The sequence below is a fragment of the Sphingobacterium lactis genome (genome assembly GCF_051951495.1).
Lineage (GTDB): Bacteria > Bacteroidota > Bacteroidia > Sphingobacteriales > Sphingobacteriaceae > Sphingobacterium > Sphingobacterium lactis_A.
This window is the reverse complement of sequence record NZ_JBNHAS010000001.1, coordinates 1416778-1441080: the sequence shown is the minus strand read 5'-3', so window position 1 is coordinate 1441080 and position 24303 is coordinate 1416778. Positions and strand designations below refer to the sequence as shown.

At 35.6% G+C, this 24303-nt stretch carries 17 protein-coding genes; 5 read left to right on the top strand and 12 right to left on the bottom strand.

Annotated features, from left to right (window positions below):
- Positions 1-264 precede the first annotated feature (264 nt).
- Positions 265-1149, top strand: coding sequence for a DUF3078 domain-containing protein (locus tag ACP6L2_RS06165; protein ID WP_440508396.1), 885 nt, complete (start codon positions 265-267; stop codon positions 1147-1149).
- Positions 1150-1292: 143 nt separating this feature from the next.
- Positions 1293-2375 (top strand): hypothetical protein, encoded by a 1083-nt coding sequence (locus ACP6L2_RS06160; RefSeq protein ID WP_440508395.1) that lies wholly within the window; start codon positions 1293-1295, stop codon positions 2373-2375.
- Between the two features lie 54 nt (positions 2376-2429).
- On the opposite strand, the gene ACP6L2_RS06155 is transcribed toward ACP6L2_RS06160, so the two are convergent.
- From ACP6L2_RS06155 to ACP6L2_RS06140, 4 genes are all read right to left on the bottom strand, one after another.
- Entirely contained in the window at positions 2430-2675 is a 246-nt protein-coding gene (locus tag ACP6L2_RS06155) for a hypothetical protein (protein ID WP_440508394.1), read from the bottom strand.
- Between the two features lie 167 nt (positions 2676-2842).
- Positions 2843-4342, bottom strand: coding sequence for a sulfatase-like hydrolase/transferase (locus tag ACP6L2_RS06150; protein ID WP_440508393.1), 1500 nt, complete (start codon positions 4340-4342; stop codon positions 2843-2845).
- An 11-nt stretch (positions 4343-4353) separates the two neighbouring features.
- On the bottom strand, positions 4354-5748 hold the full coding sequence (locus ACP6L2_RS06145; RefSeq protein WP_440508392.1) for an alpha-L-fucosidase: 1395 nt from the start codon (positions 5746-5748) through the stop codon (positions 4354-4356).
- Between the two features lie 632 nt (positions 5749-6380).
- The gene (locus tag ACP6L2_RS06140) at positions 6381-7055 is read right to left on the bottom strand and encodes an agenet domain-containing protein (RefSeq protein ID WP_440508391.1); all 675 of its coding nucleotides are present in this window, start codon (positions 7053-7055) and stop codon (positions 6381-6383) included.
- A gap of 353 nt (positions 7056-7408) precedes the next feature.
- On the opposite strand from ACP6L2_RS06140, the gene ACP6L2_RS06135 reads away from it, so the two are divergent.
- The gene (locus ACP6L2_RS06135) at positions 7409-7840 is read left to right on the top strand and encodes a cold-shock protein (protein WP_344674083.1); all 432 of its coding nucleotides are present in this window, start codon (positions 7409-7411) and stop codon (positions 7838-7840) included.
- 292 nt (positions 7841-8132) lie between these two features.
- On the opposite strand, the gene ACP6L2_RS06130 is transcribed toward ACP6L2_RS06135, so the two are convergent.
- Entirely contained in the window at positions 8133-8516 is a 384-nt protein-coding gene (locus ACP6L2_RS06130) for a hypothetical protein (RefSeq protein WP_440508390.1), read from the bottom strand.
- A 357-nt stretch (positions 8517-8873) separates the two neighbouring features.
- On the opposite strand from ACP6L2_RS06130, the gene ACP6L2_RS06125 reads away from it, so the two are divergent.
- On the top strand, positions 8874-10394 hold the full coding sequence (locus ACP6L2_RS06125) for an NAD(P)H-dependent oxidoreductase (RefSeq protein WP_440508389.1): 1521 nt from the start codon (positions 8874-8876) through the stop codon (positions 10392-10394).
- 73 nt (positions 10395-10467) lie between these two features.
- On the opposite strand, the gene ACP6L2_RS06120 is transcribed toward ACP6L2_RS06125, so the two are convergent.
- Genes ACP6L2_RS06120 through ACP6L2_RS06100 form a run of 5 tightly spaced genes read right to left on the bottom strand, consistent with a single transcriptional unit; the run spans position 10468 to position 18733 of the window.
- Complete coding sequence (locus ACP6L2_RS06120) at positions 10468-12390, bottom strand: TlpA family protein disulfide reductase (protein WP_440508388.1); 1923 nt, start codon at positions 12388-12390, stop codon at positions 10468-10470.
- Complete coding sequence (locus ACP6L2_RS06115; RefSeq protein WP_440508387.1) at positions 12380-13759, bottom strand: RagB/SusD family nutrient uptake outer membrane protein; 1380 nt, start codon at positions 13757-13759, stop codon at positions 12380-12382. The genes ACP6L2_RS06120 and ACP6L2_RS06115 overlap by 11 nt, the downstream gene beginning before the upstream one ends.
- A gap of 28 nt (positions 13760-13787) precedes the next feature.
- Positions 13788-17030 (bottom strand): TonB-dependent receptor, encoded by a 3243-nt coding sequence (locus tag ACP6L2_RS06110; protein ID WP_440508386.1) that lies wholly within the window; start codon positions 17028-17030, stop codon positions 13788-13790.
- A gap of 28 nt (positions 17031-17058) precedes the next feature.
- Entirely contained in the window at positions 17059-18159 is a 1101-nt protein-coding gene (locus ACP6L2_RS06105; protein ID WP_440508385.1) for a FecR family protein, read from the bottom strand.
- Positions 18160-18202: 43 nt separating this feature from the next.
- Entirely contained in the window at positions 18203-18733 is a 531-nt protein-coding gene (locus ACP6L2_RS06100; RefSeq protein ID WP_440508384.1) for an RNA polymerase sigma-70 factor, read from the bottom strand.
- Between the two features lie 207 nt (positions 18734-18940).
- Between ACP6L2_RS06100 and ACP6L2_RS06095 the strand changes: the two genes are divergently transcribed.
- Complete coding sequence (locus tag ACP6L2_RS06095) at positions 18941-20266, top strand: MutS-related protein (protein WP_440508383.1); 1326 nt, start codon at positions 18941-18943, stop codon at positions 20264-20266.
- Here the strand turns inward: ACP6L2_RS06095 and ACP6L2_RS06090 are convergent.
- Together ACP6L2_RS06090 and ACP6L2_RS06085 are read right to left on the bottom strand one after the other, a co-directional pair.
- The gene (locus ACP6L2_RS06090; RefSeq protein WP_440508382.1) at positions 20263-21525 is read right to left on the bottom strand and encodes a sensor histidine kinase; all 1263 of its coding nucleotides are present in this window, start codon (positions 21523-21525) and stop codon (positions 20263-20265) included. The genes ACP6L2_RS06095 and ACP6L2_RS06090 overlap by 4 nt on opposite strands.
- A 288-nt stretch (positions 21526-21813) precedes the next feature.
- Complete coding sequence (locus ACP6L2_RS06085; RefSeq protein ID WP_440508381.1) at positions 21814-23988, bottom strand: DPP IV N-terminal domain-containing protein; 2175 nt, start codon at positions 23986-23988, stop codon at positions 21814-21816.
- Positions 23989-24303 lie beyond the last annotated feature (315 nt).

The window sequence follows — 24303 nt, the reverse complement described above, 5'->3', positions numbered from 1 at the left end:
GATTCCTAATTTTGAATTTTAATAATTTCAAGTTTATTAGTGAATTGTTACATTAAGTTTCTGTTAATAATTCAGGGTTTAAAGATTTTCTTGATCCATAAATAGATATTATACAGTTGTTTAAACAATGATTTGTCCGAAAGTTTTATGCTAAAATATCTAAGTGAGAAGTATTGAGGTACGTAGTATTTACTATTACATCTTGTTTTTTAATAGTTTTGAAGAATTTATTTCACAACAATTAATAGTAAATTTTCAAAACGTATGAAAGCTTTAAAAGTAATTTTATTATCTGCTACCACATTATTCAGTGGTTCTTTGTTCGCCCAAGAACAAGAGACTGCTGATACTACAAAAACTTGGACGATAAAGGGTGAGAACAGTTTTCTAATCAATCAGAGCTCCTTTTCCAATTGGGCAGCAGGTGGTGTAAACTCCTTAGCAGGCAATTTAATCTTCAATTATGATTTCAACTACAAAAAAGATAAATGGAGTTGGGATAATAAACTTTTGGCTGCTTATGGACAAACACATCAAAAGGAAACAGGATGGAGAAAGAATGATGACCGATTTGCCTTGAACAGTTTAGTTGGTTTAGAAGCAAGCAAAAAATGGTTATATACTTTTTTCTTAAATTTTAATACGCAGTTCACCGATGGTTTTGAGTACAAAGACAATGCTCGTGGAAATAAAATATCGGGTGCTTTTGCACCTGCATTCCTTAGCTTCGGTCCGGGTATCGCTTATAAAGAGTCTGATAATTTTAAAGTTAATCTTTCGCCTATTTCTGCCAGATTTATTATGGTAGGTGATGAAAGTTTAAGAAGCCGCTATTCTGTTGATCTTGATAAATTCTCAAGAAATGAATTGGGAGCTTCCTTAGATGCTTACTACAAAGTAAACGTTATGGAGAATATCTCTTTAGAGAATATCTTGAAATTATATTCTAACTATTTGCAGGATCCGCAAAATGTAGACGTGGATTACCTGGCAAATTTAGTGATGCAAGTCAATAAATTCATCAGTGTAAATGCTGCTGCTCAATTAATTTATGACGATAACATCGATGTGCCTAAGAGCAATGGTACACAAGGTCCAGGTCTTCAAGTACGTCAAGTATTAGGTGCCGGAGTTACCTATAAATTTTAACCCTATATCACTGAATTATAAGCCATGTTAATCTTTAACATGGCTTTTTTTATTTGTTTTATATAATTCAAGCATAGCATAATTAGTATAGATCATTAGATAGACTGATATTTGAGTATATCATCAAAACCTCGCTTTATACTATGAAAAGGATATTATTAGGATTTTTAGCATTATCGTTAATACTTTCAATTACCTCTTGTAAGAAGGATAAAGATCCCGAAGTAGAACCTGAATATGATGCGGCATATGATGGATTGGAGGTATACCTAAGTGGTTACATTCAACCAGAAAATGCAAGTATGCGTGCAACGATTTGGAAAAATGGAAAACCTTCATTCCCTGCTGACCCAAACCATCCAAGTTGGGCCTATGATGTCCATGTACAAGGATCTGACGTATATGCTGTTGGATATGTATGGCGTGAAAATGAAACCAATAACCAGCAAAAAGGAAGGGTTCCAATCTTATGGAAGAATGGGAAGAGACAGGATATTGAAAAATCAGGCGATGTAGAACCAAGAAAGCTTTATACCAGTCCTAGAGGAAACATCTATATGATCGGTTATGACTTTGATAAGGACAATGAACAAACCATCTGGAAAAATAGCCAACGCATCAATATGGAGAATAGGGGGAGTGATATGGGTTTTCGAGAGATGATAGAAATCAACAGTAGTCTTTATGTAACTGGAAGTACCCGAATTGGAGCATATGTTTATGCGACTACCTGGAAGGATGGTAAAGTTCAACAAATTAGTTCCATGAAATCAACAGGAGATTTTATAGGTTTTCATGGATCAGATATTTATACTTTCATAAATAACACCCATGATAATGATTCTAAAGACCGAGCATTTCGAGTTTTGAAAAACAACAGCTTACTATATAAACTTCCATTATCGGCTGAAGATATCGAAAATATTGAACATACCATTGGTTATATGGAAGGTGAAAACACCTATGTGGCTGCACAGTTTAGCTATTATCCACAGAAAGAGCCAAAAACGATTAAAATATGGAAGAATGGCAAGGTTCTTAGAGAATTAAAGGGAGGAGACTATACTTTAAATAGTTTTGTGGTGAAGGACGATGCTGATTATATCGTTTGTCTAGACTATAAAGACAACAATTATATACCTAAATTATTCCGTGCTGGTCAAGAATTACCTATTGATTTTGATGCGGGCAAGACGAACAGAATCGAGGGGATTTATGTAAAATAATATACTATAAATGTGTTCATAAGCTAATACCCTAATCCTAGTGTTAGGGTATTTTTATTGATCAAACATAACATATTTTATAAATATGCCATGCTCATTAAAAACATCCATATCTTCTTCATCTAGATCAGTTAGGTCAGAATAATTGATTGCAGAATATTCAATGATATCAATGATTTCCCATTCACTATCTTGAATGAAAAATTCTGCCAATTTATATGCACCCGTTAAATTTTTGAAATCTATATAAGTGGCAGCATAAGCTCCTAATATCTCACCGAAATAAGTGTTGCTCGTCATTGGCTTACATTTAATCTGAAAATAAAACATGTTAATAATTTGGTTATTGGTTATTTGTTGAAAATCTCCTTCCAAATTAAGCGAATGCCTTGAAAAAGAAAAATACCTCGGAGGAGGCATTTTATAGAAATAAACTTCGTAAATATTACCCTAATTTTAGGGTTGTTCTATTTTCTCTTTGGTATTGGTGCATTTCGTTCTTCCAATGTATGATGAAGTTCTGTTTTCATCACCGAAATAATTGTTAGTAACTTTTCATCCTGAATCAGGTTATTCTGCTCACCTAAATCTTGACTTAAATCATAAAACTCATAGCTTTCATCCCGCATATTCCATATTAGTTTATATTTTCCTAAGCGAATTCCTGAACGATAGTTAAAGCCATCCACATCATTCGTAGTCCATTTATTAGGAATATGGAATATCAATGGTCTATCCATTGCTGACTTGTCTATTTTGGCACTTTTTAAATGACATAATTGATTTTGTCCATCCACATGTTGAGGTAACTCTTTTGCAGTAATTTTGGCCATCGCTAAAATAGTTGGAAATAGATCCTCGATGATAACCGGAGTATGATCTCTCTTACCTATTAAATCGCCCTTAACACCTTTCATGATAAAAGGAATGCGAATTCCTCCTTCATATATAGATCCTTTACCCGAACGCAGTGGTTTATTGTGCGTATGGGGAGTTCCAACGCGCGGTGGAGTATGGCTTAAACCACCATTATCACTGATGAATAAAATATATGTTTGATCTTTAATCTTTTTCTTCTCCAGGTAATCCATGACATCACCTAAACTTTTATCCATACTTTCAATCATAGAAGCATACTTTGCCTCATTGGCAGGCAGTCCTTGATCTAAATATTTTTGATAAAAGCGTTTGTCTTCCATCAGTGGGTCATGCAAGGCATAATGTCCTAAGTTTAAAAAGAACGGGATCTTATTGTTGATTGGGAAATCTAATGTTTTAAGTGCCTCTCTTGTAAGTGCTTCAGTCAGGTTAATATCCTGTTTAAAATACTCTTGAAGATTCTCAATACCATGATAATCATTTGTGTTTCGACCAAAGTTTTGTTCGCCCCAATAGTGTGCTGGTCGACCTGTTGAAGTTCCTGCGATATTGACTACAAAACCTAAAGAGTAGGGGTTGGAACCAGGGGTTCCTGCCGATGCCCAATGTGCTTTTCCTGCATGTATGGTAAAATAACCATTATCTTTTAACAACTGTGGGAGGGCTTTTGCAAATACAGTATGTGGAATCCCTTCAACAGGACTCATACCATTATGATTCCATACAGGCTCTTCAAACTTTTGGTCATCTCGGCCTGTAGGCTGATCTTTCATTGGAGCAGTCCAATTGGTCACATGGTGCCTGCTAGCATTCATTCCCGTAATTAAACTGACACGAGATGGTGTACAAACCGGTGTACTATACGCATTGGTAAAAGCAACGCCTTCCTTTGCCAATCTTTCCATATTTGGCGTATGGTATCGCTTATTAAAATCACTTTTAACGGTGTCAAAAGGGTAGGAGGTATCTTGCCATCCCATATCATCAACCATAAAGACAATGATATTCGCCTTTTTCTGAGCTTGAACTATATTTGAATGCACCAGGAGGCATAAAATGAACAGGAAATAGCTTGTATTGATTCGCATGTTTTAATAAATTAATAGGTAGAGAAATTGATTATTTTAGGTTGGGCGACTGAATTTAAAACTCGAAGACGGATCTGCGAAGATTGATTAGGTGTTTCTAATTTATGGATAAATTTATTGCCCACTGAAGTTCCTTCCACTATGGTCTTCCAAGTATTCCCCATTTTAACTTCTACTTTAAATTCCATAATACGATGTCCCTGACTGATATCCTCTTGAATCATAATGTAGCTAATAGGTTGATTTTTCTTTAGCTTTAATTCCGCAGAAAGACCTTCTGTAGCAGTTTTTGCTATTGGTTTTGAAAATAGCGCATTGATTGCTTGGCCAAATTCTTCCATTCGTTTAAAATCGCCTTCAGGAACGAGACCTTTATCATCAGGTGTTATTCCCATAATAAGGGTTGCATTTCTCCCAACTGATTTTAGATACATGTCTATTAATTCTTCCAGGGGATATACTGCATTTTCATCACCCGGTTCCCAGAACCATTCATGTCTACCTTGTGCACCTCGAAGCGGAGCATCGGCCATTGCAGGGACAAAATACTGACCTTTAGGATCCCCATGTTTTAGCAATTTATAGCCATTTTCATAGATAGGCTTAGGAGCTGACTCTCCAGACCCCGTAAAATTATATGGAAAGGTAGACCAATTTGGATAACCTACTGTCCCTGATTCAGAACCCGCCCAACGAGCTTCTGCCAACTGATCGTTATGATAAAAAAGGCAATTCGGCTGATATTTCTGCACAATGGGCAATACATTCGGTGCACCTTTATCGGGATGGCTTGCTCCACCATCAAACCAAATTTCAAAAAGTTCCCCATAGTTTCTGCATATTTCCTCGACCATACCTTCTACCATCGCATTATAATATTTTTGTCGGTTCTTCTGCATTTCACCCGCACCATCTACCACAAAGTCATGTACTCCAAAGAAACTATTCCAGCGAATGCCTATGTAGAAGCCCGGTTTGATGTCATGTTTCCGACAAGCATCCACAAAATCTCGTAATAAATCGGCTTTACCATCCTTAAATTTTAACTGACTAACATTATATGGATTATACTTTGAAGGGTACAGTGCAAAGCCTGTCTCATGGGTCACGGTTAATATAGCAAACTTTGCACCCATGGCTTTTGCGGATAAAACCCATTGCTCAACATTTAATTGACTAGGATTGAAAATTTGAATGTCAGGAACTGGCACAAGCCTGTTTCTCGTCTGATTGTACTTTTTGCCGTCAAATACATGAAGGTCATAATGAAATACAACCCCCAATTCTGCCTGTTGCCAATTGACTTGCCTTGAATTTGGTAATACGATGTCTTGTCCATATCCCACAACTGGTGTCAAAATGCTACAAAGAACACATGTTAAGAATATGAAAATGTGATTTTTCATGGTTTAGATGATTTACTTTTTGTTGAATAAGTTTGATGGTTGAAATCGATCTGGTTTTTTAGGAAAAACCATCTACATAACAAGGATAGAAAAAATAAGCTTAACCCTAAAGTTTTAATCAAAATAAATTATAAATAAGCCTGTTCAGTATTCGGAATTCAAACTGAATTCTTCTAAAATCATCGCTAAGAAATAGCACTAATAGGATTTTTTGTTTGGAGTGGCTTTCTTTGAAGTGGTTTACTTATTAAAATAGGGATTTTAACAAGTAAAGTTTGTTCGATTATTCATTGTTTATCAATAAGCATTCAATGCCTCTTTACTTAACTTTCTGTAGGTTTTTCTTTAAGTATAATTCGTGTCAAATAGGGGTTTGCTTAGGGTTAGCTAGGGGTTGGATTCGAGAACCCTTCGGATCTCCTTCGGAACTTGTTCGGATCTCCTTCGGATCTCGTTCGGTTCCGACCGAACGAGATCCGAAGGAGATCCATATCAGATCCCTAGAAATTCCTTGAGAGTCTCGAAGCAAACTCAAGCCAATATGGTTCTCAATACGGAGCAATCCTAAAGGGAAATAGATTCTATTCGAACGAATACCATTTTTTTGCTTGAAAGGATACGGAAGTTCTATTTTATGTTTTTTTTCTTCTTATGCGATCTGGATATACCCATTCATCATATAGCTTTCCCCAACCGTCGTAACGAATCAGGTATTTTCCATCTTTGACTTCCAATACCGTGGCTTGGTACCATGTAGAAGACCAAATGACCTCTACCTTATCATTCACTTGATAAGTGTTGCTGTTTTGGCTTTCCTTTTCTTTGGGTTTGGAATTTACCTTTTGGTCGTTAATTAGAGGCTTTGGATTTTCTTTAGGTTTAGCATCTTCTATTTTTCTTTTACCAATTCGTGTTCCTGTTGCAGCATGGCCACCAACTTCTCCAAAAAGTAAAATCAATTCATCGGTACTTTCTTTATACCAGAGGTCATAGGTGTTCTTCGATAAATCCTGAATTCTGAAATATCGTTTACTATCCTCAGCATACCATGGACGGACCTCTTGTAAGGATCCTTTGGAATTTCCCCATTCAAATGAGCCTTTGTTATTAATTTTCAGAGTTCGCATGGCTACACTAGGTTCGTACCGTTGATATGTCGCATCGCTTTTCTGATGATAGGTTACTGCTCCTGGAATCCAGACATCCCAAGAGCCTGTTATGGTAGTTGGTAGGTTTTTGATTTGAGCATTACTTAGCAGGTAGCAAAGTGGGATTAGTAAGATACTAATCATCATTCTTGTCTTCATAATTGGCTAATGTTTTGGTTTGTAGTGGTATACACTAAACCCGAAGTTATCCAATTATTTTATTTTAAAATATGATTGTGATTAGCTTTAACTCCATTTAAAAGGAGATTTGATTAGAAAGGGGGATAAATGATGCTAAATTTGATGGCATTGGTTTTATCTAATATGGATAGCATCGTATGGAGATGCGGTAAAAATATAGTAAGATGTAGCGCTAATTACATTCGTTTTTGTCCTTAAAAAATCGTATATTTGTATACTTTCACAGAGAATCTCATTCTTATCTTCAAGCCAGGCAAGCTTTCCTAAGAACTCACTCTCTTTAAAACATTCGATAACTTTAATTCTAATTAATGGCAAAAACTCAGCTTACATTCAAGAAAAAAGAAACAGCAAAAAGAAAACAATTAAAAAAACAAGAAAAGGTTGAACGTCGCGAACAAAACAAGACGAACAACAACAAAGGCAAATCCTTAGAGGAGATGTTTGCATATGTGGATGAATTCGGAAATATTTCGGATACTCCACCAGCACAACCTTATAAATTTAAGGAAGAGGATTTATTAAGACCTCAGGATATGGAGGAGGAATTTTTACATGGTAAAGTTTCATATTACAATGAAACAGGTAACTATGGATTTATTCGTGATAATTTATCGAGAGAAACCGTTTATTTCAATGATAAATTAGCAGGAATGCAACTTTCCTTAAATCAACAAGTACGTTATAAATACACCCGCACCAAACAGGGCAACCAAATTACAGAGGTTGAACTAGTCAAATAGGTTAAGGTATCGATATAATAAAGGGTTACAATTTGAATTGTAACCTTTTTTGATTCACATATAAATAAGGCTTCAAAATTTTTATTATAGATGTTGTTATTAAATGGAATGTTACCTCTGGAATCAACATATCAGTATGACCATAATTAATATAACTCCCTGATTAGATATGAAAGGCAACTTACTTCGCAATTGCTTGTAAATTGAGCTAAAAAAAGGACTGAATTATTGTTCAATCCATTGACTTTTCATTTCCTCTCCTTTAAAACACGGATTTTTTAATTAATGTCTTTTAAAAATCCTGCCACATATTCTCCGGGTCGTATGGAACTCGATTTAATACTATATCGTCCCAGGATTTATACTTATAATCCCTGCTAATAGAAATATAGTAAGACCATCTCCAAAAACATAAGGGATTGATTTTATAAAGACGAAAGACTTGTTTGTCTTCATCGGAAGGATTTGTTTCTTCTATGAAACGATTTATTGACGAGTTAGTCAAATAAGGATCCTTAAATCCAAATGACTCCTCTCGCGTAAAGGATGCATTCGAATTAGAATATCTAAAAGGATCATTTCCATCTATTATCAATAAAGTGTTCTTGTTGATTATTGGCAAGTTTACAATGATGACAACGATTGCTAGGGTTACAAAAATAAATTTCCATTTCATAGTTTGTTCTATTTACATTTTGTGTTACCTGGGGGGGTACTGGCAACAATTGACACACTTGTATTTCCACTTTTTAGACAGGTTAAAAAACATGACTCACAAACACAATAATTTCCCCTAAAATACAATAATTGTTTTACAACAAACTGAGTTTATATTTTCTCATTTATATTTTATGTCCTCTATTTATCCCTAGATTTTGTGCCTTTTCAAATTTCTCACCCAAAGCGTTCTCAACTTGTCCTCTTTTACCACCATAATAGGGTGGATTGCTTTCTTCATTTCGTGCAGGTGTAATAAATCTAAAATAAAGGATTTTTAAATCCTTTTTTAACCCATGTTGTTTATATGAATAAGATGGGATTACATATACTTTTAATTTTTGGACATCCTCGTAAAGATAGTTATTGTGCTGCCTTAGCAGATCAATACATACGAGGTGCTCAGGACGCTCAGGTGCAAATCCGTCGGTTGGATTTAATTGACTTAGATTTTGAACCCCAGGTTCTTGTTCCATCTCCTCAAAAACAATTTGTTGAACCTGATCTTGCTCAAGCTAAAGAGCTCATTTTGTGGGCAGATCATTTGGTATTTGTATTTCCTACTTGGTGGGGAAATGTACCAGCTTTAGTTAAAGGGTTCTTAGACCGATGTTTTGTGCCGGGTTTCGCGTTTAGGGAAATACAGTTCGATCATTACGAAAAGATGTTGAGCCCAAGAACTGCCCAAATTATTACCACCATGGATACTCCTGTGTTGGTAGACCAGCTCTTCAATGGCTCTCCATTAAAAAAATCACTGATCAATGCTACACTCAAATTCTGTGGGATTTCTCCAGTACGAATTTTCAAAGCAAGCCCAATTAAACATTCCAGTCCGGAACAAAAAGAAGCGTGGTTAAAGGAAGCTTATGCCCTAGGCATATCTTTAAACAAGGGTGTTTTAAGTCCATGGGATAAATTCAAAAAGCAAATAAACCCTTGGGTAAAAGCTATACGGTTACAGTTTTATCCCATGACTTTTTTCGCTTATGCCATTGGAGCCTTTGCATTTATAGGTACTACCGGAAATATAAACATCCCATTCTTCCTATTGGCTTACCTACTTTTGTTTTTATTGGAAGTTATTGTCGTTTTCCATAATGATTTTGAGGACTTTGAAACAGATAAACGCAATCAATCTTTTAGTATGTTTTCAGGCGGATCTAGAGTTTTAGTCAGTGGAGTACTTCAAAAAGAACAATTGCAAAAGGCCATTAAGATTTTACTTGTTTTTTGCGCCATATTAACAGCTTTAGTCTCGTGGTTATCAGTAAATTCATTTGTCCTAAACATAGGATTGATTCTAGTTTTTTTTCTATTGGCCATATCCTATACGGCAAAGCCATTAAAGTTATCTTACCGAGGTTTCGGTGAAATAACAGTTGGTTTCACACATAGCTTTGCAACCATATTATATGCATATGTACTGTATGGTGGTTCCTTAACCGATACATTTCCTTGGCTGTTGGGGATTCCGCTTTTTTTGGCCATTGTTCCAGCAATTATGATGGCTGGTATTCCCGATTATGAGGCTGATATGGCTGTAGGGAAAAGAACCTTGGCTGTTCAGTGGGGTAAGACCATATTGGCAAGGGTTGCAGCAGTATTGGTCATAGCTGCTGTAGGTTCTGTTTTTCTTTTAGAAAATCTAAATGATTTCAGGATCGAATATGGCTGGCCAGTCTATTTAGTCCTTTTACATGGCATTTATCTTGCCTATATGTTATTTCGATTTGCGAACAAGAAAGAAAAACCCAATCGGATTGATGGTATTATAGCAGTTGCATTATCCTATATTATGTGGTTTGTTTTACTGCCTTTTTTTAAGTTGATGTGATGATTTTAACCATTTAAAATAAAAAGGCGAACCTAGTAGAATTGGTTCGCCATATTTTTAAAAATGCTTGATCTTAATGCTGTAAAACAAAGTCGATCATGGCATCTAAGTCTTGCAATATTTTCTCGCCTTCAGAGCCTACTTTTTTAAAGACAATATTTTGATTTGGCCCTAGTATAAAGGTTGTAGGTATAGTATTGACATCCAGTTTACCATTAAACGTTTTGTCGCTGTTATAGTACACAGGAAAAGTGTAATTCGGATTTTTGTCCACCCAGTTTTTCGCATCCTCAAATGTATTTCCACTTCCAGTATTTAAAATAACAAACTTAACTTTTGGGTTATCCTTATATTTCAAATAGACTTGATGAACATAGGGGAAGGAAGCTAAACATGGAACGCACCAAGTGGCCCATAAATCTATTACCACTACCTTACCTTGTAGGTCTTGACTGGTTAAGGCTTTTCCACTCATATCTTTAATAGAAAGTTCAGATGGAAAGATTTCTCCTTTAATGACCTTTTTTTCCAAACTTTTAAAATATGCTCCTTTCCATTCTAGATCTAAGCCATTGACATAGGACCTTATTTCTTCATCTGATTTATTCTGTTTAAGAAGTGTCTTGCTTAAAGAAGTACGGATTGTGCTGTCATAAGGCGTTAATTTATACGCCTGACTCCAAACCTGAAGTTCTTGATCAATATCTTTGTTATCAGCAAAAACTTGAGCTGTTTTTTTCAATAAATCCTTACTTTCAACCAATGGATAATTCTTGGCTAACAAGGCGTAGGCTTCTTGCTTGTGACCTGTTTTTTGCTGAATTAAGCCCTGCCTTAATAAGACTTCGGATTTTACTTTATTAATCTTTTCTTGTCTGGCATCGTCATGACCCACTAAGTATCCTGTTTCTGGAAAATATCGAACTAAGGTTACTGGATAATCGGCAATATTATTTAAGACTAAATTGTTTAATTCTTGCGCTTTATCTAATAGGATATTATTGTCAATCAATAAGTCCACATAATAAGTATAAGTTCGCCAGGTGTAAGGATTTGGTTCTTTATCCAAAATAAATGGATAATAACTCAATGCCTTATCTGCATCTTTTTTACCAACATAATATTCAAATAAATAACTGTATGCAGATTGAAATGCTTCTTCATTATCCTTTGTCTTTTTGGGTAATAGCTTATTAATCTCTGTGATTACGACAGCTGTATCTGGGATATCCAAAAGTCTGCCTAATGTATAGCTCATGCCTAAATTTGAATTTGGAAATTCTTTGATAACTACATTTCGAATGGAATCTACTTTTTGTTTTTCCCCTATGATAAGGAATCCCATGGTTACCTTATTTAGGTTACCATCCACTGTGGGGTTAGATCGAAACTTGTCTTCAATAACTTGGAGGGCTTGTTGCCTATACTTTTCCTTGGAGACCTCATCCTTTGCCGTTTTCATCCGGTACTGTAAAATCTTGAGGTTATTCTCATAATTCGTTGGAAACAGTTGTTGTTCTTTCAGAAAGTAGGCTAATTGTTGCTGCTCCATGCTTTTGGAGTTGCGGTTCTGATATGCCGTACTATAGCCTTTTGCTAAATAATTACCTTCCTTTAGTTTATTTCCTTCATAAACAAATATTTCATAATGTGTGGTGTCCGTTGGACGAATTACAAATTTCTGGTCTGCACTTGTAATAAAGAATGAACTGTAATTGGCATAGAAGGGAAGTTTGAAGTTAACTTCCCAATCTTGATTTACTTTTTTCATTTCCAATCGTTGTGGCATTTCATAAAAATTGGAATAGGAAAACTGTAAAAACAATTGCTTAATGGAGTCTGGAATTTGAACCTTATTAGCTAATAACTTGATATTTACTTCATCCTTAGGACTTGCCTTAGTTGGATGAATAACCACAGCATTTTCCTGCGCATGTACTGCAAGGATATTGGCAAAGAGCAAGGTTGCAGCTATAAGGATAAATTTATTGATCATTTTGTTTCAGATTTGTATTACTTAATAGGATAGACTGAGCAATTGGTATACGAGTATCTTCTTGTGTAAAATTACCTTTTGTTTGTGAAAGTACAGCAACAGCGCGATTTGTTCTATTTAAATCGAACCAACGATGTCCCCATTCGCCCAATAACTCCAAGTGTTTCTCTTTCTCTAAGGCTATGGCTAAATCATTTGCTGCGATTGTTTCAGGCAAAAGGGTTAATCCAGCACGCTTGCGAATGGCATTCACATCATCCACTGCAAGTTTGATTTTGTTGAGTTTTAGCCTAGCTTCTGCGCGGATTAAATACTGCTCTGCTAGACGTAGTACCATGTTGTACTCCATTACTGGACTACCAATATTCGTTCTGATTTTATATTTGTATGGAGTATAAAATGTTCCGGAAGTAATGGTATATGGTTTTAACCAATCGGTTTTTCTCTTATCGCCAGCCTCAAAACTGTCCATTGTTTTTTGGAAAACATTATAGTATCCTCGAGCTGTTGCATTGACAGGAACCATTGAAAATCCTTCCCAAGTATTTACACCAGCGGTGGATGTATTAACCGTTTGAATTTGCCATAATGCTTCCTTACTAGTTTTCAAAAATACATCATTTAAGTTGTTCATCAGTTGATATCGGGTATCTTCGATGACCTTTGAAGCAGAAATTTCTGCGTTTTCATAGTCACCTTTATATAGATAGACCCGAGCTAATAAAGCAGAAACAGCTTTTTTATTTGGTCTCACGCGCTCTGTTCCTTGATAATCATCATCGATATCCGCTTCCGCTTGTTTTAGATCTTGAACCAAGAAGTTATAGACTTCCTCTGGGTCAACTTGCCCTTGGGTATTCGAAGAACTCACATCTGAATTGGTTACTAAAGGGATTTTTTTAAATAAGTTGACTAAATAGAAATAATGAAAGCAACGGGTGAATCTGGCTTCAGCACTTATTTGTTTTTTGATTTCAGCACTCAAGCTAGAATTTTCGACACCTTCAATTACTTTATTGCAATGGCCAATAGTGGAATAAGGTTGGCTCCATAAGCGATCCAGATAATCTGTGTTTGGCGTTATATTATTGAGTTTATAGGCATCATAGCTGGTAAATGCCGAATAATAATCATCTGCTGTTATGGACATGAGCATAGCCAATAATCCAGAACCAAATTGATTATTATAATTATTCATATTGCTGTAAACACCAAGGATAGTTGCCTCGGCAGATTTTGCGTCTTGAAAGGCATTTTCTGCTGATACCTGATCTTTTGGTGGGTCAATATCTAAAAAGCTTTCACAGGATGATAAAAGAAGCGAAAGGCTGATGATACTGCTGTATATGGTCGATTTAATAAGTTTCATGATCTATGTGTAAGATTAATAATGTTCATTAAAAGGTTAGTTGTAAACCGAATGTATAGGTCCTAGGGCTTGGTGTTGCCGTTGTTTTAACAGAACCAAACGGGTTCACTTCTGATACATAAGTTCTATCAAAGCCTTGCATCTCTGGGTCCATACCTCTAAAATTTGTCCATGTAAATAAGTTCTGTGCAGCAAAACTGATCTGTAACTGCGGGATGTTAATCTGCTTTGACCATTTTGACAGGTTATAACTTAATGCAAGCGTCTTTAATCGAATGTAAGATGCATCATCCCATACGGCAGAAGAGTAGCGGTAGTAATCGCGATAGTTGGTATAGGCATCATTTGAAGCGGTTGTGGTAGCTCTAGGGATATCGGTGACATCGCCTGGTTTTTGCCATCTATCTAAAACGGTTACATCCATATTGGAGAGTCCGCCAATATGACTAGCCATAGGACCATAGGCAATACTTGGACCTTCTTGCTTAACAAATTGGAAGAGGAAGCTCAAGGACAGATCTTTAAAGGATAAATTATTGTTTAAGCCACCATAGAACTTAGGCATAAGGTTGCCTAAAACGACGAAATCATTAGCTTCATCTAGTTCATCATCGCCATTGACATCTGTATATTGACCTAAGCCAGTTTCAGGATCTACGCCTATAAAATCATAACCTTTCACCACACGAACAGATTCACCGATAACATAACTGTAAGCTGAAGCCGAGTTTTCTAAATCGGGATAAGCCAATAATTTGTTTTTAGGAAAGGTGAGGTTTAATTGGGTATTCCAAGTGAAATTTGGGTTACGGAAATTGGTGCTATTCAATTCAAATTCCCATCCGCTGTTTTCTACTAATGCAGGTTGGTTGCCAAAGAAATATTCAAAGCCAGTTTGCGGGGCTAATTGAATTTCTATTAACTGATTGCCTGAGCGATTATTGTAATAGTTCGTCGTTAAGAAAAGACGATCGTTGAAAAAACCTAAATCCAGGGCAATTTCTCGTTTTTTATTTTCTTCCCATTTGAAATTTGGATTGAACACACGGACAGGGGATAGGCCAGCAATGCCTTGGTATGCAAAACCAGGTTCCCAAGTATCTAAGAACTGGTAATTCCCGATTTGGTCATTTCCGGTAATACCTAAACTTCCTCTTAATTTACCAAAACTTAGGATAGATTGGTCTTTCAAGAATCCTTCCTTGGAAAAGATCCAAGCAAAGCCAATGGAACCAAAATTACCGTATCGATTGTTCGGGCCAAAACGAGAAGAACCATCTCTACGACCAGATAAATTCACTAAATATTTCTCTTGGTATCCATAGCTAATTCTTGAGAAAACAGATTGATAGCGGTAATCTCCGTATTGATAATCACCCACACTCAAATCACCAGCGGCATGTATGTTGTCTAATTGACTATCGGATGGATAATTGGTGCCATTGAAGAATTTGCCTTCATTTAATGATTTCTGCCAAGTTCCACCAAGTAAGAAGCCAATTTCATGATCTCCAAATTGCTTATTATAATTTAGTTGGGGCTCTATGATAAATGAGCTGAAATCAGAGTTGCCGTATCTTGCAGAGGCGGCAGTACCCACTAATGGATTAAAACCAGTACTTGGTAAGGTCTGCAATTGATCCATTTTCTGCAATTGATAACCCATGTTCAATTTAGCTTCCAATCCATCAAGTATTAAATAGCTTAGGCTAGTATTGGCTAATAAGGATTTTGACTTATTGGTATTGCCACGAACCAAATAGGCCATCGGGTTTTGTAAGCTTGTTCCGAACCAATAGAAACTTTGATCGTCATTATATAGCGGGTAATTTGGAGCTAGGTTGTAAAACTGTGCTATATCAGTTGCTAAGGTATTATTATTGTCTGCATTGAAGTTTGCGGATCCGTTGATTCTGAATTTACCATTTTTAGATTGGTTAGAGATACTAAGCATTCCTCCTCCGCGTTGGTAACTTCGATCTCCTGGTAAAACATCGCCTTGTTTGCTATAACTACCACTGAGTAAGTATTGTAAAGTAGAGCTTCCACCGTTGAAGGACAATTGCATGGAATTAAAGGCTGCGCTGTTTCCAAACAGCTCTTTTTGCCAATCCTGACTTATTCCAGCATCCCATAATTTAAGATCTGGAGCATTCGTTTCATCAGGTGTAGTTCCATCATTGGAGAAAGCCTCATTTCTGATTTCCAAATATTGCTCCGTATTCATCATTTCTAAATTTTGAATAGCATGAGAATTACCTACCAACAAGCTGGCGTTAATTTTTAATTCTTGTGCACTTCCTTTTTTAGTGGTAATTAAGATGACACCATTAGCTCCACGAGAACCATAAATGGCGGTTGCATCAGCATCTTTTAGAACATCAATTCGTTCAATGTCTTTTGGGTTGATGAGTGAAAGAGGATTTTGGTTTCCTGATGCACTGATGAACTGATTCATGGCATTGTCGGAGAAAGGAACCCCATCCACAATGTATAATGGACTATTGCCATTATTGATAGAATTGGCACCTCTTAATTGCACATTATAGGAGCCACCAGGAAGTCCACTATTGGAGGAGATGCTAAGACCTGAAATGCGCCCTTGCATGGCTGCTAATGGATCTAAAACTGGTTGTTTTTCTAAATCTTGTGCAGAAACACTGGAAACAGACCCTACATTTTTGCGAACACTGGAAGTTCCATAACCGATGACAACGACTTCATCTAGATTGCCAAGGTCGGGTACCATACTAATGTTTAATTGACTGGAACCAGAATAAGCTACCTCTTGTGTTTTATAACCCATAAAAGTGAAAACTAAGGTACCTGAACTTGGACCATCGAAACTAAAATCTCCATTGGCATCCGTTTGAAAAGTTTGGTTGCTTTGCTTTATTCGAATGCTAACATTAGACATCGCTTGTTGATTTTCATCACTTACTCTTCCTTGGATTCTTTGTTGTTGTTTGTTTCGAGTGGACTTTCCTTTAACCACAATTGTTTCGCCAATGACTTGATAGTCCAAATTGTGGTTTTTAAATGCCTGATCTAAGATGGCCTTGATTTGTTGGTCATCGCTTTGAATACTGAATTTTGCCTGATTGGTTATTTCTTTCGGGTCAAAGACAAATTTATAAGGGGTTTGCCTTTCAATTTCTTGGACAAGTTTTTCAAAACTTACCCTTTCCAATTTAAGGCTAATCTTTTGGCTGTATGCAAAGCTACTCCAAGAGAGGAGCATCAGGAACAAAAGTGAAAAATAATACTTCATAAATTATTTGATTAAGGTTGTGGTATTGTTATGTATTTGGTTGTAGTATTAAAGTTTGTTGGTTTTGAATGACATCAATTCCAGAGAATTTTAGGATTCGGATAACATCTGAAAATGGTTGATTTCGCTTGAACTTTCCACTCAATGTTTTATTTTGGTATGCATCATCGATCTCAAATGAAAAGTTATACCATCTGGCCAATTCTCGGAGTATTTCGGGTAAGCTGGAATCATTGAACTCGAAATATCCATCCTTCCATGCCAACTGATTTACTTTTAAGTTGCGTTGAATCTGATTAGCACCTGATTGATTGTTATGTTCAAATAATTCACCTGGTTTAAGAATGAATTGTTCTTCTTGTTGTTGGATTTGTATGGATCCTTCCTCCAAAAAAGTTTTGATGATCGGGTTCTCAGAAGGGTAGTACTTTACATTAAATGCTGTGCCCAAGGCTTGTATCTTGGTGCCAGCTACATGGACGATAAAAGGTCTGTTGGGATCTTTTGCTACATGAAAATACGCCTCACCTTCTAAAAAGACATCACGATACTCTTGATTAAAAGCTTTGGTAATACGTAAAGAAGAACCCGCATTCATACGAACGCGAGTTCCATCAGGTAAGGTTGACTCAAATTCTTCTCCACTTGCAGTTAACAACTGCACTTGGTCATTTATACTTGTTGTCTCAAGATTTAATGGTGTCTGATTAATCTTTGCAGCTTCATCTTTGTGGTCATGTATAATCGTTCCTTGAAAAGTACCTGGTGAAAAAGATGTTTTGCTAATTTGCTGTTGAAAGATTTCTGAATTTCCTGTTTCGGTTCTTTGCCAATATAATAAACTGATAACTTTAAATACCAAAATCAAGGCAGCTGCTGACCAATAGACGGAAGGTTTAAAACTTCTTAAGGGCTTTGGTTTGCTGTCTTGTTTTTGGATAATCTTATCCTGAAAGGCGTTACGAAGATAATGGTCGATGGAATCCAGGTCTAGATCCTCCACTTTAGCACTGATTCTTTGTTTACTAATGTGATTATACCAACTTTCTACCGCAATTTTTTCTTGGTCGGAACATTGATTATCCACATATTTCCTTAAAATTTCTTCCGTTATTTTAGGCTTAGTCATACATTGATTGGTTAGTTCAGAAGTATGACAAAGAAGAAGGTACTTAGTGGTACATTAAAATGAAAATAAATTTTAATTTTTGTTTTAGGATCAGCAAGGCTTTATAAATCTGTTTTTTAACGGTGCCTTCTGCTATCCCTAAATCTGCTGCAATTTCCTTATAGCTCATGTTTTCATAACGGCTTTTCTTGAAAATACTTCGCATCTTAGATGGCAAGAGTTCTATTTCCTGATTGATAATATCTTGAAAATCCTTTTCTCGTAAGGTTTCTTCAGGATTATAAACATAGCTTTGAAAGGAGGGTGCATCTAAGAATTTGAGGTAAGTTTGACCTAGTTTATTTCTAGCTAACTTATTAATAACGACATTTCGAATGGAGCGGTATAAATAGGCATTGTATGATTGTTGTATGGTTAGGCTGTCTAGACTTTCCCAAAGATTGCTGAATACTTCTTGGACAATATCCTTTGCCTCATCTTGATCATCCAACATCTGATAGGCGTGCAAGAAGAGTCTTTTCCAATGTGCTTCATATAACACCGTGAATATTTTCCTTTTTTCTTCCAAATCCATTATTCTTCAATACTACAAAATTTATTTTATTTTAATAATGGTCAGATTTATAAGGTATTGAGTACTATGAAATAGGTTATTAACTTAAAAGTTCAAAAATATGATTGTATAGCTTATGCAATTTGAAGTATATTTTCATCATTACTTAAAGAATTTGCGATATTTATAATATATCCGTAGGAACCTTAATTTGCCTTTATGATAAATATGCCGAAGTTTATTATTGATGAGCAGACTATTAAAGACATTCAGTTGAAAGAATTGAATGGTCGTTCTGTTTTTGATTTTTTCGATGAAACGATAACTGAAGGAGCACATTACTTTTTGAAGGAATGGTTTTATGATCCAATTATTGATAAACAAGCTATTGAAGATCGACAAATTAAAATTAGACGACTTGAACCTCTTGCGCAGGAAGATTTTCCTTTTCACAGGGTCATACTAAAAGATATTGAGAAGTTTGTCAAGGCATCTCATTCTGGTGCAACAGCCTCCTTGAGCCTACTGGACTTTTTAGGAATTCAATCACCGATTTACTATTACAAGAAGCGTAATATACTAGAAACAACTGAGTTTTTACTGCAATCACATAAGTTTTATAAGAAAATAAATGCGGTACAACATTACGACGATGTACAAGTAATGATTGATAAAATTCAATCCTATTTATCCAAGGTTTTCAAAAATGAGGATTATGATGTTGAGAAATTAAAAGTTAACATATTTAACATTGAGACTTATGAGCGTATGATTCGCTATGAGTTTTCTAAGGTGATTAAGGAAGCTATTAAGTTTTTTTATGAGATCGATGCCTTACGCTCCGTTGCGAAAGTTTCTCGAAGGAATGGTTTTTCCTATCCTGTTTTACATGAGAAAAATAGTACTGGTAAAATTAAGATGACGGGTTTATACCATATCTTTCATAAAAATCCTGTCAGGAACGATGTAGAATTGTCTCAAGAAAAAAGGTTGTGGTTTTTAACAGGTGCAAATATGGCTGGTAAATCTTCCATTATTAAGTCCATTTCCGCAGCAGTTTATTTGACACATATTGGTTTTCCGGTTCCAGCAGATACCCTTGAAACAGATATTATAGATGGCTTATTTACCAGCGTAAATTTACAGGATAATTTAGAGTTAGGATATAGTCATTTTTATGTGGAAGCTATTCGATTAAAGGATATTATGGATCAAATAGAACCTGGATCTAATGCCTTGGTTATATTAGATGAATTATTCAAAGGAACGAATCATAGTGATGCCTCCCAAGCGATCCTAGAGGTCATGCGTTATTTAGATGAAATAAAGGGGCCATTTGTGATTGTATCTTCACACATTACCGAATTAAGTGAGCAATTGAAAAGCTTTCCATCTATAGCATTTATGAAAATGAAAATAGATGGGGACGAGGAAGGTTTACCCGTATTTACCTATAAAATTACGCAAGGTATTGCAGAGGAACGTTTAGGAATGTGGTTGTTGAAAAGGAGTGGAGTATTTGAGTCTTTAAATAAATTGGTTCCTAAGAATTAACGATTAGGAAGATCGATTAAAATAGTCGTTCCTTGTTCCGGTTTACTCTTGATTTTGACTGTGCCGTGGTTTGCTTGGATTAATTTGTCGACTAGAACCAATCCGAGTCCAGTACCTCGTTCACCTGAAGTCCCAAAAGAAGGATCTTTGATGGTGTGGAATAAGGAGTCTATAAATTGTTGGTCGATACCTACACCATGATCTTCAATACTTATTGTTGTATTTTCTTTTTCTTCAGATGCTTTAATGGCAATTAAACCATTTGGGTTGCTAAATTTAAGGGCATTGTCCAGTAGATTGCGGAGAATGACCGTAAATTGAATAGGATCAGCATAAACTTGTATGTCATGATCAATTTGAATGTCGATTTGAATCTCTTTTTCCAAGAATCGCTCCTCCATGGATTTGAGGGTTTCATTTACAATTTTTGCCAACATAATTCCTTCAGGCATGGTTTGTAAACCTTGCATATTATGTCTGCTCCATTCTAACAAATTATTCAGGTTAATTTGTAAAGTAGCCAATTGTTTATGGACTAGTTTTATAGCAGTTTCCTTCCATTCATTCGACATTTGCGTGCCAGAAAGATCTTTGAGCATTGTGGTTGAAGACTGCAATGGTGAATGAATATCGTGGGCTATAATGGCAAAAAGGTGTTTTAAATCTCGGTTTAGATCATTAATCTGTGCGCTCTTTTCTTCAATCTCTTCTTGATATTTCTTTTGGATACTTCTTAGGTAATAACTTAAGACGATTAAAATTACCAATCCCCAAATAGAGTTAAAAATTAATCTATGTTTAGCTACATGCTCTAGGAATGGAAAGGAATAATCTAGGTACTTGGGGATAATAATAGCGGCAGACACAAAAATAGATAAGATTATTTTGCTGATGTTGTCGCGTAAGACCAATAAACTGAGGGCTATGAGACTAATTAAGAAATATTCAGTAGTATTGGGGGATATGAAATTAACAAAGGCTAAAAGGAGCCCCATGGAAGTTAAAAACCAAATTTGGCCAGTCCTCAGTTTTCTTTTTGCATGAAAGCCTAACGTAAGGATCATCAGACTAGCGCCAATAAAATTGGCAATGCCAATAATGGGGAATTTCCAAATATTGATAAATCCGTAAATGAAGATGATAATGCTGCAGCTAACAGTAATGATGTTTGCTAGGCGAATTTCCTTTTTTACTAAAAAACTATCTTCATCTAAAATCCCTAAATTTAGAATACGGTCAATGTTTTCCGGTATTTTCAAGCTATTAATATTTGGTTTTGTAGTATCCTTATTTCATATAATAAACTACTTTATGCCTTCAATTTTATGAAAGATAGATGCAAATGGAATGTAGTTTCTTCGCTACAAATATAACCTTATATTTTAATTATTATGATGTGAGATAATGTTTGAGTATAAAATTTTACCAAAAATCAATAAATATATATAAAAAATGATGTTTAAACAGGTAATTGCATATGTAACAAAAATGGTTGCAGACCTGCAACCATTTATTGTTATTTCAAATGTGATAAAAATTGAATTTGATTACTTTTTAAGATAAAGATCAAAATATTTAGCAATCTTATCATACATATGGATTCTGTCTTTACCTGAAACATTATGTTCGTGGGTAGGGTATAGGAAATAATCTACTTGTTTTCCAGCTTCAATACATTTTTCTACGAAATCCATGCTATGTTGCTGAACAACCACTGGATCTTGAGCTCCATGGATAATCAATAGATGACCATTCAAACGATCAGCCTTATTTAACATGGATGACTTTTCATATCCTTCAGGATTTTCTTGTGGAGTATCCATATAACGCTCTCCGTACATGATCTCGTAATATTTCCAATCCATTACAGGACCACCGGCAACAGCAGCTTTAAAAATATCGTTTTGTTTGGTCATAAATGAGCTGGTCATGAATCCACCAAAGCTCCAACCGAACATACCCATATTATCCTTGTCAACATAAGGTTGCGATTTTAGGTAATCAATACCCACCATTTGGTCTGCCATCTCTGCTTCACCAAGGTTTCTATGCGTTACACGAGTGAAATCAAATCCACGTGCATCTGAACCACGATTGTCTAGTGTGAAAACGATATAACCGTTTTGAGCCATGTACATATCGAAATAACCCACTCCACCTAACCATCTGTCAGTTACCATCTGTGCATGCGAACCACCGTATAAATAAACCATAACCGGGTATTTTTTCGTTGGGTCAAAGTTTACAGGATAGGTAATACGCGCGTTTAACTGTGTTTTACCATCTGGAGAAGTGAAGTTCTTAAACTCTATTTTCGGTAAATTAATCTTACCTGTGAAAGGATTTGGAGCAGTTAATACCGAGTTTACTTTTTTGTTTTTAGCATCAATAACCTGTAGGTTATTTGGTGTAGTCAGATTACTGTATTGGTCTAAGATGTACTTTCCTGAATTACTGATGGAGGCATTGTGAACACCATTTACCTGTGTTAATTGATTTGTCTTTCCATTTTTTAAATCAACTTCAAATAAATGACGTTCCATTCCTTTATTAGTAGCACCGATATAGTAGGCTTTCGTACCTTTGGCATCAAATCCTTTGAAATCGGTTACTAAGACATCCTGATAGCCTAAGCGACGAATAAGCTTACCTTGTGTGTCATAAAGGAATAATTGATTGTAACCATCTTTATCGGTTTGATATAAGAATTGCTTATTGTTATTTGGAAGAAAAATTAATGGATGCTGTGGTTCTACCCAAGTTGTATTTTGTTCCTCAAATAAAGTCTTCACCAATGCACCAGATTTAGCATCGTATTGATTTACCTTTAAATGATCTTGACCACGATTTAAAACACCAACATAAACGTAGTCTCCAGTTGGATCCCAAGTAACCATGGTTAAGTATTGTTCTTTAGGCTCTCCGGTTTGCAGTTGAACGAATTGTTTACTGTCCGTATTGTAGATATTCAAGGTTACTTCCTCACTTTTCATTCCCGCCATAGGATATCGGATATCCTTTATTGTAGCAACTCGAGTGTCCCACTGAGGAAGGGGATATTTTGATACCATACTTTCATCTTTACGGTAATAAAGCAATTGCTTGTTATCAGGTGACCACCACATGCCTTTATCAATACCAAATTCATTACGGTGGGTAGCGGGATTACCATTAACAATTCCGTCTATCGTATCTCTAGTCACTTGGATTACATCACCAGCAGCATTAATGATTTCGATATTGTTTCCTTTAAGGTAAGCAGTTTGTATAAGTTTATCACTTAACTCTTCAGATTCAGCATCAAGAGGTAGTGAATAAGCAATTTTAGATTGTTTAGTTCCAAAATTATATTTGATGCCGTAGATTTTCTTTTGGCCATTAACTCTAAAGCTTATGTTGTCTGAATCTATCCATTGATAATCCATTGGGAAAGTACGAAGGTTAAACTTTTCACCTGGAATTAAAGCGCTTAAAGCTTGTTTGATATCGTTACTGGAGGCTAACTGTTTTGTCTGCCAATTATTTTTAGCATCACGCGCAATCAGGTTTTGAAATGTACTATCTAAACTTGAAAATGCATCCATGTTACTAACCCATTTTGCGCCATAGATAGACTTTGGAGCAAATTTGCCAGGCCCCATAACGGTTTCATCAATTGTGAAATTCCGTTGACCATAGGCAACTGATGAGCTCAATAAAAATATTACTAAAAGTTTTTTCATTAGTTATTGAATTTATGCTGACGAAATTAGGTATTTGTTGTAAGAAATGGAAGTAACATAAAATTGACAAGATTAGAACTAACTGCTGAATATTCATAAATTTTTCCTGAAATACTGGTACTTCTCGATGAATGTTCTGTGAAACGCTATTTCAGCTGTTTTTTGTTTAAAATACTATGATTTTTATTGAAAAAGAATGATATGTTTAAGTATTAGATATTAATTTATTGTTAATAAATAACTGATCAATAAAAACTAATGGCATAAAAGGTTTATATTAGTACTGTTTTTTGCATGATAAATTTGCAGAAATTC

What these genes read in the sequence shown, in the direction of transcription:
- ACP6L2_RS06165 (WP_440508396.1), top strand. Translation starts at nt 265, where the DNA reads ATGAAAGCTTTAAAAGTAATTTTATTATCTGCTACCACATTATTCAGT.
- ACP6L2_RS06105 (WP_440508385.1), bottom strand. Translation starts at nt 18,159, where the DNA reads ATGACTAAGCCTAAAATAACGGAAGAAATTTTAAGGAAATATGTGGAT.
- ACP6L2_RS06100 (WP_440508384.1), bottom strand. Translation starts at nt 18,733, where the DNA reads ATGGATTTGGAAGAAAAAAGGAAAATATTCACGGTGTTATATGAAGCA.
- ACP6L2_RS06140 (WP_440508391.1), bottom strand. Translation starts at nt 7,055, where the DNA reads ATGAAGACAAGAATGATGATTAGTATCTTACTAATCCCACTTTGCTAC.
- ACP6L2_RS06155 (WP_440508394.1), bottom strand. Translation starts at nt 2,675, where the DNA reads ATGACGAGCAACACTTATTTCGGTGAGATATTAGGAGCTTATGCTGCC.
- ACP6L2_RS06095 (WP_440508383.1), top strand. Translation starts at nt 18,941, where the DNA reads ATGCCGAAGTTTATTATTGATGAGCAGACTATTAAAGACATTCAGTTG.
- ACP6L2_RS06115 (WP_440508387.1), bottom strand. Translation starts at nt 13,759, where the DNA reads ATGAAACTTATTAAATCGACCATATACAGCAGTATCATCAGCCTTTCG.
- ACP6L2_RS06150 (WP_440508393.1), bottom strand. Translation starts at nt 4,342, where the DNA reads ATGCGAATCAATACAAGCTATTTCCTGTTCATTTTATGCCTCCTGGTG.
- ACP6L2_RS06145 (WP_440508392.1), bottom strand. Translation starts at nt 5,748, where the DNA reads ATGAAAAATCACATTTTCATATTCTTAACATGTGTTCTTTGTAGCATT.
- ACP6L2_RS06085 (WP_440508381.1), bottom strand. Translation starts at nt 23,988, where the DNA reads ATGAAAAAACTTTTAGTAATATTTTTATTGAGCTCATCAGTTGCCTAT.
- ACP6L2_RS06110 (WP_440508386.1), bottom strand. Translation starts at nt 17,030, where the DNA reads ATGAAGTATTATTTTTCACTTTTGTTCCTGATGCTCCTCTCTTGGAGT.
- ACP6L2_RS06135 (WP_344674083.1), top strand. Translation starts at nt 7,409, where the DNA reads ATGGCAAAAACTCAGCTTACATTCAAGAAAAAAGAAACAGCAAAAAGA.
- ACP6L2_RS06160 (WP_440508395.1), top strand. Translation starts at nt 1,293, where the DNA reads ATGAAAAGGATATTATTAGGATTTTTAGCATTATCGTTAATACTTTCA.
- ACP6L2_RS06130 (WP_440508390.1), bottom strand. Translation starts at nt 8,516, where the DNA reads ATGAAATGGAAATTTATTTTTGTAACCCTAGCAATCGTTGTCATCATT.
- ACP6L2_RS06120 (WP_440508388.1), bottom strand. Translation starts at nt 12,390, where the DNA reads ATGATCAATAAATTTATCCTTATAGCTGCAACCTTGCTCTTTGCCAAT.
- ACP6L2_RS06125 (WP_440508389.1), top strand. Translation starts at nt 8,874, where the DNA reads ATGGGATTACATATACTTTTAATTTTTGGACATCCTCGTAAAGATAGT.